This is a genomic window from Actinomyces urogenitalis DSM 15434 (genome assembly GCF_000159035.1).
GTDB lineage: Bacteria > Actinomycetota > Actinomycetes > Actinomycetales > Actinomycetaceae > Actinomyces > Actinomyces urogenitalis.
The window spans coordinates 187,583-198,742 of sequence record NZ_DS999575.1; the positions used below are offsets into that span (position 1 = coordinate 187,583).

Below are 11,160 nucleotides of genomic sequence, written 5' to 3' on the forward strand. Positions count from 1 at the left end.
CGCGGGGCGGGCTGTGCGTGATCGTCCTGGCGCGGGCGAGACCGGCGCGGCTCGCCGGAGCCGGGGGCGAAGGACGGGGGCAGGTCGCCGGAGTCGGTCGGAGTCACAGGTGGAGGGCCTCGCTGAGCTGGGGGTCAGGGCAATCGACGTGCAGGAACCAGGTCATGAGCCGGAGGCGTAGCACTGGGCGGCCGGGTCCTGGCTCACCTCGGAGGCGGCTTCGCCGGTCGTCGTCGTGTCAGTGGACTGCTGGGGATCCTGCGCGCCCTGGGCGCCAGCGGCCTGGTCCTGGGTGGTCGCCTCAGCCTCGGTCCCCGGCTCGTCGGCCGACGGCGTGGCGCCGGTTCCCTGGAGCGAGACGTTCTCGGAGCCGACGGGGACGTCGTTGATCAGGGCGTCCCACACGCTGTCTGCCTCGTAGGTGGGGACCACGCGGGCGCCGACCAGGGCGTTGGGCATCGTGATGAAGCTGACGTTCTCCATCCCGATGGCCTGCAGCGACTGGGCTAGGCCCGCCAGGGTCGTCAGGCTGCCGATGCGCGGGGAGGTGGTCAGGGTGGATAGCGCCGAGCGGGCGAAGGAGTACAGGTCGTCGGCGTTGGACAGCAGGCTCTTGGACTGGGCCGCGCGCAGCATGGCGCCCATGAGGTTCTGCTGGCGCTCGATGCGGCTGAGGTCCGAGCCGTCGCCGGCGCCGTAGCGTGCACGCGCGTACTGCAGGGCCGTGGCGCCGTCGAAGTGGTAGCAGCCGGCGTCGAGCACGAGGCCGGTGTGCTCGGCGTCGCTGATGTCGTCACTGACGTAGACGGTCACGCCGCCCAGGGCGTCCACCATCCGCTGCAGCCCGGCGAAGTCGACGACGACGAACTCGTCGATGTGGATGCCGGTGAGCTGCTCGACCGTCTTGAGGGTGCAGGCGGCGCCGGCGGCGATGTCCTCGGCGGTGGTGCCCTCTCCGGCCCCGTTGGAGAAAGCGGAGTTAAACATGGCGTTGGACTGGGCGTAGGTCGTGGTCCCGTCGGCGCGGGTGCACGAGGGGATCGCCAGCAGCGTGTCGCGTGGGATGGAGACGACCTCGATCCGCGAGCGGTCGGCGGACACGTGCATGATCATCGCGGTGTCCGAGCGGGCCCCGGCGACCTCGTCGCTGCCGGCGGAGTCATCGACGTTGTTGTCACCGGCGCGGGTGTCAGAGCCCAGGACCAGGATGTTGACGGCGACTCCTGCGTAGTCGTCCGGCACCTTCTCCGCGTCCGTGCGCGTGGGCCGGGCGGTGCCGACCATGCCGGCCACGTCGACCCGCGTGACCTGGCTCTGCAGGTCGTGGTAGGCAATCGCCACGAAGGAGGCGGCAAAGAGCACAACGGCGAGGACGCTCACCATGGCGGTGCGTCCGCCGTGGCGGCTCAGGTCCTTGACAGAGTGGCGCGCGTGAGGCCTAGGTCGTGAAGACACGAACACGATCATAGGGAAAGGCTCTGTGTTTTCGGCTGTGATCCCGTCCTCCTTGAGGAGGATCTTCACGGGCGGGCCGTGGCGTGAGCCTCATTGACGGTCCTGCTGATCTGGCCCACGGCGGCGGGTGGTCGGGTCGGCTAGTCTCCTGGCGTGACCTCCTCCAGCCCTGAAACCGTCAGGATCGTGACCGTCGCCTACAACCCCGGCAACGAGCTCGAGCGCTTCCTCGACTCCGTGCCCGCGTCCACGAGCCGTGACGTGAGCATCGTCATTGCGGATAACGGCACCGAGCACGAGCGTGTCCGCGCGGCTGCGGCCCGGCACGGGGCCCACGTGGTGGGGGACGGGACGAATCTCGGCTACGGCCGCGGGGCCAACCTGGCGGCGTCCGGGCTCACCGAGGACTGGGTGGTGGTGGCCAACCCGGACATCGTGTGGCGCCCCGGAAGCCTTGACGCCCTCATCGACGCCTCGCTGGCCGATCCCACCGCGGGGTGCCTGGGGCCGCGTCTGCTGGGCAGTGACGGCAGCGTCTACCCCTCCGGCCGGGCTCTTCCCACCCTGGTCAAGGGCACTGGTCACGCCCTGCTGACCCGGGTGTGGCCCTCCAACCCCTTTTCTGCCGCCTACCACGACCAGGCCGGGTCAGACCGGCTGCGGGAGGTGGGATGGCTCTCCGGGGCCTGCCTCCTGCTGCCTCGCGCGGTGTGGCTCAGGCTCGGCGGCTTCGACGAGACCTACTTCATGTTCTTCGAGGACGTGGACCTGGGGGCCCGGGTGAGCCAGGCGGGCTGGCGCAATGTGCAGGTGCCCTCCGCCGTCGTCGTCCACGAGCAGGGAGCCAGCTGGAAGGCGCGGCCGGAGCGGATGATCCGCGCCCACCACGCCTCGGCGCGCCACTACCTCGACGGCGTCTACGACGCGCCCTGGCAGGCGCCGCTGCGCTGGGCCGTCAGCGCTGGTCTGCGCCTTCACGAGGAGGCTGAGGTGCGGCGGGCGGCTCGGGCGCCTCGCTGAGGGCGATGCGGCGGGCGAGCTGGGTGATCTGGCGCTCGCGGGCCGCGTTACGCCGGAAGGAGGACAGAACCTGGGCCAGGAAGGCGATGACGAGGGCGTAGAGCAGCAGGTCCGTCCCGCGCCCGACGCCGAGCACGTGAGCCACGCGCGTGACGAGCCCGGGCACCGTGATGGCGACGACGGCGAAGAGCACGAACAGCAGCGTCGTCAGACGTCGAGCGGCTTGGTGGCGCGCGCCTCCGGGCGAGCGCAGCATCATCCAGCCCAGAGCCGCCACGGCGATGATGAGCAGGGTCTGGATGAGGAACTGGGAGCTCATGGTGGTCCTTGATCAGCTGAAGAGCAGGTCGACGAGGATGTTGACCGAGTTCCACAGGGACTGGCCCTTGGCCTTGGAGTACTCGGTATAGGCAATGTGGACGGCGTGCTCGCTCCAGGGCAGGCCGGTGTCCCCCAGCTGACGCACGATCTGGGAGGCGTGAGCCATCCGGTTCTGGGTCAGGTCGAGCATCCCGGCGGCGTCACGGCGCAGCACCCGCAGCCCGTTGTGGGCGTCAGACAGGCGCATACCGGAGGTGCGGGAGGCCACGCGGGCCGCGGTGCGCAGCACCAGGCGCTTGAGCCAGCCCACCTGGGCGGGCCCCCCAAGGAACCGGGAGCCGAGCACGAAGCCAAGGTCCTCGGCCTGGGCGCGGGTGACCATGGCAGCGGCGTCGACGGGGGAGTGCTGACCGTCGGCGTCGAAGGTGACCAGGTAGCGCGCGCTCGTGCGGGTGAGCACGTAGTCGATCCCGGTCTGCAGCGCGGCTCCCTGCCCCAGGTTGATGGGGTGGCGGATGACGACGGCGCCGGCGGCCTCGGCCTGGGAGACGGAGTCGTCCTTGGAGCCGTCGTCGACGACCACGACGTAGGGGAAGGTCTGGCGTGCCTGCGTGATGACCTCGCGCACGACCTGGGCCTCGTTGTACAGCGGGACGACGAGCCAGGTGGTCTCGGCCAGGTCGTGCCACGCCGGGGCAGGCCGGTCTGAGCTTCTCGTCTGAGTCACCTCGGCATTCTCGCACGCGCGGGCCGTAGGATAGGCCTGAGCTGGCTCACACCTGGGACGCTCCCGGGTCAGCACGCGGAGCCGGTGCCATGACCACACGAGGAGAGCGATGACCGTACGGGTTCAAGACTCCGCCGACGTGTCCCCGGACGCGGTGATCGGCGAGGGCTCGAGCATCTGGCACCTGGCACAGGTTCGTGAGCACGCGGTCCTCGGCAGCCAGTGCGTGGTGGGGCGCGGGGCCTACATCGGTGAGGGCGTGGTCATGGGCCAGCGCTGCAAGGTCCAGAACTACGCCCTGGTCTACGAGCCCGCGAGGCTGGGGGACGGGGTGTTCATCGGTCCGGCCGTGGTGCTCACCAATGACCACTTCCCGCGCGCGGTCAACCCGGACGGCTCGCTCAAGTCCGCCTCGGACTGGGAGCCGGTGGGAGTCGCCATCGAGGAAGGCGCCTCGGTCGGCGCCCGGGCGGTGTGCGTGGCGCCGGTGCGGATCGGTGCCTGGGCCACGGTGGCCGCCGGCGCCGTGGTCACCAAGGACGTTCCCGCGCACGCGCTCGTGGCGGGTGTGCCGGCTCGGCGCATCGGCTGGGTCGGGCGCGCGGGCGAGCCCCTGGTGGCCGTGAGCGAGGGCGAGGAAGGCTATCTCGCCGGTGCCACGAGGTGGCGCTGCCCGGTGACAGGTACTGTGTTCGACCAGTCCAATGACACGATCCGAGAGGTGACCCGCTGATGTCACGCGAATTCATCCCCGCCGCCAAGCCGATCCTCGGGCAGGAGGAGCGTGCGGCCGTTGACGCGGTCCTCGCCTCCGGCATGGTGGTCCAGGGCCCGCAGGTGGCTGCCTTCGAGGAGGAGTTCTCCGCCCAGGTCGTGGCCGGTGCCCACGCGGTGGCCGTCAACTCTGGCACCTCCGCCCAGCACCTGGCCACGCTGGCGTCCCTGAGCGACTCCGGCCGCCCGGTGGACCCTGAGGCCGAGGTCATCGTCCCCTCCTTCACCTTCGCCGCCACCGGCAACTCCGTGGCCGCGGCTGGCGCCCGCCCCGTCTTCGCCGATATCGACCCGGCCACCTTCACCCTGGACCCGGCCAGCGTGGAGGCTGCGATCACGGACAAGACCGTGGCCATCGAGGTCGTCCACCTCTACGGCCTGCCTGCCAACATGCCCGCGATCCTGGAGATCGCCGGGCGTCACGGGCTGGCTGTGTGGGAGGACTGCGCCCAGGCCCACGCCGCCGCGATCGACGGCGCGCCCGTGGGCACCTTCGGTCAGTGGGGCTCCTTCTCCTTCTACCCCACCAAGAACATGACCGCCCTGGAGGGCGGCATGGTGACGACTGCGGACGCTGAGCTGGCCCGCAAGGTGCGCCTGCTGCGCAACCAGGGCATGGAGAAGCAGTACGCCAACGAGCTGGTGGGCTTCAACAACCGCATGACGGACGTCAACGCCTCGGTCGGCCGCGTCCAGCTGGGCAAGCTGGCCGGCTGGACCGTACAGCGTCAGGCCAACGCCGCCGCCCTCAACGAGGGTCTGGCTGGCGTGACCGGGGTGGTCACCCCGTTCGTGCCTGAGGGCTACACCCACGTCTACCACCAGTACACGGTCCGCTTCGAGGGAGCCAGCGGAGAGGAGCGCAGCCGCATCCAGTCCTTCCTCAAGGACGAGTGGCAGGTGGGCTCCGGCGTCTACTACCCGATCCCCAACCACCGCCTGTCCTCGCTGGCGCCCTTCGCTCAGGGCCTGGAGCTGCCCGGCACCGAGAAGGCGGCGCGTGAGTGCCTGTCCCTGCCGGTCCACCCCTCCCTCAGTGAGGCTGACCTGGAGCGGATCGTCGAGGCTGTCAGCGCTGCAGTGAAGGCAGGTGCCTGAGCATGAGCGAGAAGAACCTGCGCGTCGGCCTCATCGGCCTGGGCTCGATGGGGCGCCACCACGCCCGCGTCATCCGCGCTACGCCAGGCATGGACCTGGTCGCCGTCGCGGACCCGGCCGGTGACAAGTTCGGCGTGGCCGGCGAGCTGCCTGTGCTGCCGGACGTGGCCGCGCTCATTGATGCGGGCCTGGACGCCGCCATGGTCGCCGTTCCCACGATCTATCACGAGGACGTGGCCCTGGCCCTGGCTGAGGCCGGCGTCCACACGATGGTGGAGAAGCCCATCGCTGCCACCGCGGCCTCGGGCCGCCGGGTGGCGGAGGCCTTTGACAAGGCGGGCCTGGTGGGTGCCGTCGGCTACGTCGAGCGGTGCAACCCGGCGTTGCGGGCGCTGCGTGAGCGTTTGGACGCCGGTGAGCTGGGGCAGGTCTACCAGGTCCTGACCCGCCGCCAGGGTCCCTTCCCGGCGCGCATCAGCGACGTCGGCGTGGTCAAGGACCTGGCCACCCATGACATCGACCTCACCGCCTGGGTGGCTGGTGCCCCCTACGAGAGCGTCTCGGCCCAGGTGGCTTACCGCTCCGGGCGTGAGAACGAGGACATGGTGGTAGCCACCGGACGGCTCGCTAACGGCGTCATCGTCTCCCACACGGTCAACTGGCTCACGCCCTTCAAGGAGCGCGTCACGATCGTCACGGGTGAGAAGGGCGCCTTCGTCGCGGACACGCTGACCGGGGACCTGACCTTCTACGCCAACGGCACGGTCGAGTCCACCTGGGACCAGATCGCGAACTTCCGCGGCGTGAGTGAGGGCGACGTCATCCGCTACGCCATCCCCAAGCGCGAGCCCCTGGCCCTGGAGCAGGAGCACTTCCGCGACGCCGTGCGCGGGGACGCCTCCGGCATCGTCACGATGGCTGAGGGCGTGGCCACGCTTGACGTCATCGACGCCGTGCTGACCTCCGCGGCCGAGAACCGGACGGTCACGCTCTGACCGCCGAGCAGGATGCCCCCACGCGCCACGAGGACGAGGCGGCCACGCCGGTCGCCGCCGGCCTCGTGGCGCGAGCGCGCACGTGGACGGCCTCCGTCATGGCCTCCTCGCCCTTCCTGCGTCACGTGCTCACCCTCGTGACCGGTACGGCCGTGGCCCAGGCGGTCTCCTTCCTCATGACCATGGTGCTGGCGCGTGTCTACAGCCCGCACGACATGGGGATGCTGGCCACCTACACCTCCGTGGCAGGGATCGTGATGGCGGTCGCCGCCCTGCGTTACGACATGGCGGTCATGCTGCCGCGCAGGGACACCGAGGCGCTGGCGGTGGCCCGTCTGGCCCTGTGGTGCATCGTTGCCGTCTCCGTCACCGCCACGGTCGCCGCCTTCCCCCTGCGTGCGGTGGTGGCACGGCACTGGGGGCAGGAGGTCGCTACCTGGATGCCGATGGTCGGGCTGACCACCCTGCTCATGGCGGGCATCGAGCTGGCCAAGTACTGGTTCAACCGGCACTCCGACTACCGGGTGATCGCCGTCAACCAGGCCGAGCAGCAGATCGGTCTCACTGGTGGCCAGCTCCTCCTCGGGGTCGCCGGCCTGGGAGGGCTCCCAGGCCTCGTCATCGGTCACACCCTCGGCCAGTTCTACGCCTTCTGCAACCTGGGGCGCCAGGCCCCCGCCCTGCGCCGTCGGCTGCCCCAGGACGCGCCGAGCCTGCGCGAGGTCGCCAGCCGCTACCGGCGCATGCCGCTGCTCAACGCCCCCAACGCCCTGGTGGACGCCATCCGGCTGTCGGGGATCCAGCTGCTCATCGCTGGCTACTCGGTGGCTGACCTCGGCCAGTTCCAGCTGGCGTGGCGTGTGCTCGACGCGCCGCTCATCCTTATCAACGGGGCCGTCTCACGCGTGTTCTTCCAGAAGCTCTCCGTCATCGAGCCAGGCCAGATGCGTCCGGCCGTGCGGGGCCTGATCAAGCGGGCCCTGGTCATCGGCGTCATCCCCTTCGGCGCGATCTACGCCCTGGCTCCGTGGATCTTCCCCTTCTTCTTCGGCGGGCAGTGGGACAGTGCCGGAGGATTCGCCAGGGCACTGACTCCCTGGCTGTTCATGCTGCTCATCACCTCTCCGGTCTCCAACCTGTTCGTGGTCACCGGTCACCAGGACTGGATGCTCGGCTTCTCCCTCGTCTACGCCGCCGCCCCCCTGGCATGGCTCGCCTGGTCCCCGCTGGACCTGCTGCCCACCGCCTACGTCCTGGGCGTCGGGATGGCCGTGCTGCTGGTCGGCATGACCCTCATGGCCGACTACGCCGCCCGGCGCTTTGACGCTAACGGACCCCGTGAGTCAGACGGCGCGCCACCCCAGGACGAGACCACCACGACCGGCACGACGAAGGAGCAGGAATGAGCCCGACCTCCCCCAGCGCCCCCCAGGGGCCCTCGACCCTCCTGCTGCTGACCGACTTTTACCCCTACGAGGTAGGGGAGGAGTTCCTCGAGCAGGAGATCGAGACGCTTGCCGCAGCCTTTGACGAGGTCGTCGTCGTGCCGGTGCGTCTGTCTGAAGGTGCCCGCCAGACACGGACCCTGCCGGCCAACGCCCGGTGCACCCTGCTGTCCGCCTCCCGCTTCCCGGACTGGCGCTGGCAGGCGCTGGGGCGTGCCGGCCAGATCCTCCTGGGCCGTGAACGGATGGTCGAGACCCCGCCGTGGCGCTCCTTCGGACGCTTCGGGATGGACGTGCGCTTCGCCGCCATCGCCCTGAGCGCGCGCGCACGCCTGCGCCGTCTCCTGCCGGCCCTGGGGCTGGAGGGAGCCGGCCGGATCACGATCTACTCCTACTGGTTCTTCACCGGAGCGGCCCTGGGCGGGATGCTGCGCCGACGCGAGCTGGCGGGGCGAGACGTGCGGGTCGTCTCGCGCGCCCACGCCTACGACGTCGACGAGGCTGACGCCCCGCGCGGCTACGTCCCCTCGCGGCGCTTCGTCATGGAGGCGGTCGACAAGGTCTACCCCATCTCCGACTACGCCGCCGGCTTCCTGCGCCGGCGCTTCCCGCAGGCTTCGGACAAGATCGAGGTCCGGCGCCTCGGGGTCCCGCAGGCCACCTACCGCCAGCGCCGCCCCAGCGAGCCCTTCAGCCTGGTCTCCTGCTCCCACATGGCCCCCTACAAGCGGGTGGGTCTCATCCTCGATGCCGTCACCGAGCTGCACCGCCGAGGTCGGAAGGTGCGCTGGACGCATGTCGGCGAGTTCAGTACCGAGCGCCTGGAGGCCATGCGCGAGCGTGCCCGCACCCAGGCCCCGGGCGCTGACATCACCTTCACCGGGCACCTCACCAACGCCCAGGTCAGGCAGCTGTACGCGACGCAGGACTTCTCCTGCTTCCTCAACTGCTCGGACGGCGAGGGCGTGCCCGTCTCCGTCATGGAGGCGCAGGCCACCGGCCTGCCGGTGGTCGCCACCGCCGCCGGCGGCACCGGGGAGATCGTGCACGACGGCGTCAACGGCCGCCTGCTTCCGGTCGAGGTCACGACTGCGCAGGTTGCCGACGCGATCGAGTCCGTCATGGACATGGGAGAGGACACGTACGCCCAGATGAGCCAGCAGGCCCGAGACACCTGGGCGCGCATGAGTGATGCACGCCGCCAGTACGAGGACTTCGTCGCCGGGCTCGCAGCCCTGTGGCAGTCTCGGTGACCCCCTGCAGGGCGGCCCGGCTCAGGCGGGGCAGCGGGCGCTGAGGACCTCAGCCACCGCACGGGCCGCGTGCCCGTCCCCGTAAGGGTGAGCCACCTGGGCACCCGGCTCGGCCGGGCGCGGGCGGGAGACCGCCTCGAGCAGGGCGGAGCCGGGCTCGACCAGCACGTTCCAGCCCAGCTCGACGGTCTCGACCCACTCCGTCTGCGGGCGCACCGTCGTGCACGGCACCCGCAGCAGGAACGCCTCCTTCTGCAGGCCGCCGGAGTCGGTGACGATACCGCGGGCGTGAACCGCTGAGGCGATGAGAGCGGGGTAGGCCAGCGGCGGATGGACCCGCAGCGACCCGCGGTCGGTGAGGTCGATGCCGTGCTGGGCGCACTTGGCGACCAGGCGGGGGTGAGCCAGCAGCACGACCGGGTGGTCCACCGCGGCCAGGGAGTCCAGCACCGCGCGCAGGCGCTCAGGGTCGTCGGTGTTCTCCGCACGGTGGATCGTGGCCAGGCAGTACCCGCCGTCCTCCACCCCCAGCTCCTCCATGACCGGTGAGGGAGAGCCGGCGACCTCGTCGCGGACCTGGAGCAGCACGTCGGTCATGACGTCACCGACCACGACGGTACGCCCGGCCAGGCCCTCTTGCGCCAGGTGAGAGGCCGCGACCTGGGTGGGGGCCAGCAGCAGGTCCGCCGCGTGGTCCGTGAGCACCCGGTTGATCTCCTCAGGCATCGCCCGGTTGAAGGAACGCAGCCCCGCCTCCAGGTGGGCGACCGGGACATGGAGCTTGACCGCGGCGAGGGCTCCCGCAAGCGTCGAGTTCGTGTCCCCGTAGACCAGCATCCAGTCGGGACGGTGCTCGGCGAGCACCGAGTCCATCGCGGCAAGCATCGCTCCGGTCTGGACCCCGTGGGAACCCGAGCCCACTCCCAGGTGGACGTCAGGGGAGGAGATGCCCAGGTCGGAGAAGAAGACGTCGGAGAGCATCGGGTCGTAGTGCTGCCCGGTATGGACGATGATGTGCTCAGTCCCTGCGGCCCGGAAGGCCGCGTCCACGGGAGCCAGCTTGACGAACTGGGGGCGGGCACCGACGATCGACATCACGCGCATAGGGGGAAGCCTACCGGTGGCCTCTAGACTCGCACCATGCGCGTCACCGTCGTCACCACGTGGTTGCCTACCGTCGTCGCCCCCTCCTCCGGCAGCTTCGTGCTGCGTGACTGCACTGCCATCCGTGACGCCGGCGCGCACCTGCGCATTGTCCACCTCGTCCCGCCCCACCAGGACGACGGCACGCGCCACTTGGTCATGAACGGTATCCCGGTCCTGCGCCTGCCTATGGCGCCCGCCAGCCCACTGTCCGTGGCTGGCGCGGCCAGACGCCTGCCGTCGCTGCTCAAGGGAACAGACGTCCTGCACTCGATGGCGATGAGCTCCCTGCTGCCGCTGTCCGCCGCTGACCTGGCGGGCCGGCTGACCACGCCGTGGGTCCACACCGAGCACTGGTCGGGGCTGACCAACCCCGGCACGCTCTCGGCGCCGTTGCGGGCCGGATGCCTCGTCATCGGCCAGGCGCTGCGGCGCCCCGACGTCGTGACGGCCGTGTGCGAGTACCTGGCCGAGCCGATCCATCACTTCCGAGCCGAGGCCCCCACCCTCGTCGTGCCCTGCATCGTGGACCCCGACGGCGAGGCGGCTCCCCGGCGCTGGGAGGAGCGCAGCGACGACGGCGTCATCCGCCTGGTGACGGTCGGTGGCCTGGTCGAGCGCAAGGACCCGCTGGCGTGCCTGGAGATCGTCGCCGAGCTGATCTCGCGCGGTGAGCAGGCGACCCTCACCTTCGTGGGGGAGGGGCCGATGCGTGAGCAGGTCACCCGCCGTGCCAGCGAGCTCGGGATCGCCGAGCAGGTGCGGTTGACCGGCAACCTCGACGCCGCAGGCGTGCGTGAGGAGCTGGCGCGAGCCGACCTCTTCCTCGGCCCCACCCGCGGCGACAACTTCTTCGTCTCCGCTGCGGAGTCGATCGTGGCCGGGCGTCCTGTCGTCGTCTCCGACGCAGGAGGCCAGACCGAGTACGT

11 protein-coding genes are annotated in these 11,160 nt (G+C 70.6%); 7 read left to right on the forward strand and 4 right to left on the reverse strand.

The window, feature by feature from the left end; genetic code table 11:
• Nucleotides 1-162: 162 nt before the first annotated feature.
• A complete protein-coding gene (locus HMPREF0058_RS06785; RefSeq protein ID WP_231550257.1) occupies nucleotides 163-1,455 on the reverse strand; it encodes an LCP family protein in 1,293 nt (430 codons plus the stop codon).
• A 153-nt stretch (nucleotides 1,456-1,608) separates the two neighbouring features.
• Here HMPREF0058_RS06785 and HMPREF0058_RS06790 point away from each other — a divergent pair, with 153 nt between their 5' ends.
• The gene (locus HMPREF0058_RS06790) at nucleotides 1,609-2,475 is read left to right on the forward strand and encodes a glycosyltransferase family 2 protein (protein ID WP_006549014.1); all 867 of its coding nucleotides are present in this window, start codon (nucleotides 1,609-1,611) and stop codon (nucleotides 2,473-2,475) included.
• Here HMPREF0058_RS06790 and HMPREF0058_RS06795 read toward each other — a convergent pair.
• A complete protein-coding gene (locus tag HMPREF0058_RS06795; RefSeq protein ID WP_006549015.1) occupies nucleotides 2,411-2,794 on the reverse strand; it encodes a DUF2304 domain-containing protein in 384 nt (127 codons plus the stop codon). The two genes, HMPREF0058_RS06790 and HMPREF0058_RS06795, sit on opposite strands and share 65 nt — an antisense overlap.
• 12 nt (nucleotides 2,795-2,806) lie before the next feature.
• A complete protein-coding gene (locus HMPREF0058_RS06800; protein ID WP_006549016.1) occupies nucleotides 2,807-3,523 on the reverse strand; it encodes a glycosyltransferase family 2 protein in 717 nt (238 codons plus the stop codon).
• Between the two features lie 109 nt (nucleotides 3,524-3,632).
• On the opposite strand from HMPREF0058_RS06800, the gene HMPREF0058_RS06805 reads away from it, so the two are divergent.
• The 5 genes from HMPREF0058_RS06805 (at nucleotide 3,633) to HMPREF0058_RS06825 (ending at nucleotide 9,088) form a co-directional block, all read left to right on the forward strand.
• Nucleotides 3,633-4,256 carry an acyltransferase gene (locus HMPREF0058_RS06805; RefSeq protein ID WP_006549017.1) on the forward strand — a complete coding sequence of 208 codons (624 nt, stop codon included), beginning with the start codon at nucleotides 3,633-3,635 and terminating at the stop codon, nucleotides 4,254-4,256.
• Entirely contained in the window at nucleotides 4,256-5,395 is a 1,140-nt protein-coding gene (locus HMPREF0058_RS06810) for a DegT/DnrJ/EryC1/StrS family aminotransferase (RefSeq protein ID WP_006549018.1), read from the forward strand. Before HMPREF0058_RS06805 ends, HMPREF0058_RS06810 begins: the two co-directional genes overlap by 1 nt.
• A gap of 2 nt (nucleotides 5,396-5,397) precedes the next feature.
• Nucleotides 5,398-6,390 carry a Gfo/Idh/MocA family protein gene (locus HMPREF0058_RS06815; protein ID WP_006549019.1) on the forward strand — a complete coding sequence of 331 codons (993 nt, stop codon included), beginning with the start codon at nucleotides 5,398-5,400 and terminating at the stop codon, nucleotides 6,388-6,390.
• Between the two features lie 98 nt (nucleotides 6,391-6,488).
• Entirely contained in the window at nucleotides 6,489-7,796 is a 1,308-nt protein-coding gene (locus tag HMPREF0058_RS06820) for a lipopolysaccharide biosynthesis protein (RefSeq protein WP_006549020.1), read from the forward strand.
• A complete protein-coding gene (locus HMPREF0058_RS06825; protein WP_006549021.1) occupies nucleotides 7,793-9,088 on the forward strand; it encodes a glycosyltransferase in 1,296 nt (431 codons plus the stop codon). Before HMPREF0058_RS06820 ends, HMPREF0058_RS06825 begins: the two co-directional genes overlap by 4 nt.
• A 21-nt stretch (nucleotides 9,089-9,109) precedes the next feature.
• Here HMPREF0058_RS06825 and wecB read toward each other — a convergent pair whose 3' ends face one another.
• Nucleotides 9,110-10,192: a non-hydrolyzing UDP-N-acetylglucosamine 2-epimerase gene (gene wecB / locus HMPREF0058_RS06830; RefSeq protein ID WP_006549022.1), complete on the reverse strand. Its 1,083-nt coding sequence runs from the start codon at nucleotides 10,190-10,192 to the stop codon at nucleotides 9,110-9,112.
• Nucleotides 10,193-10,228: 36 nt separating this feature from the next.
• On the opposite strand from wecB, the gene HMPREF0058_RS06835 reads away from it, so the two are divergent.
• A partial coding sequence (locus tag HMPREF0058_RS06835) for a glycosyltransferase family 4 protein (protein WP_006549023.1) occupies nucleotides 10,229-11,160 on the forward strand: 932 nt, incomplete at its 3' end.

Coding starts and splice junctions, on each gene's coding strand:
- HMPREF0058_RS06795 (WP_006549015.1), bottom strand. CDS start 2,794: ATGAGCTCCCAGTTCCTCATCCAGACCCTGCTCATCATCGCCGTGGCG.
- HMPREF0058_RS06805 (WP_006549017.1), top strand. CDS start 3,633: ATGACCGTACGGGTTCAAGACTCCGCCGACGTGTCCCCGGACGCGGTG.
- HMPREF0058_RS06810 (WP_006549018.1), top strand. CDS start 4,256: ATGTCACGCGAATTCATCCCCGCCGCCAAGCCGATCCTCGGGCAGGAG.
- HMPREF0058_RS06815 (WP_006549019.1), top strand. CDS start 5,398: ATGAGCGAGAAGAACCTGCGCGTCGGCCTCATCGGCCTGGGCTCGATG.
- HMPREF0058_RS06820 (WP_006549020.1), top strand. CDS start 6,489: ATGGCCTCCTCGCCCTTCCTGCGTCACGTGCTCACCCTCGTGACCGGT.
- HMPREF0058_RS06825 (WP_006549021.1), top strand. CDS start 7,793: ATGAGCCCGACCTCCCCCAGCGCCCCCCAGGGGCCCTCGACCCTCCTG.
- wecB (WP_006549022.1), bottom strand. CDS start 10,192: ATGCGCGTGATGTCGATCGTCGGTGCCCGCCCCCAGTTCGTCAAGCTG.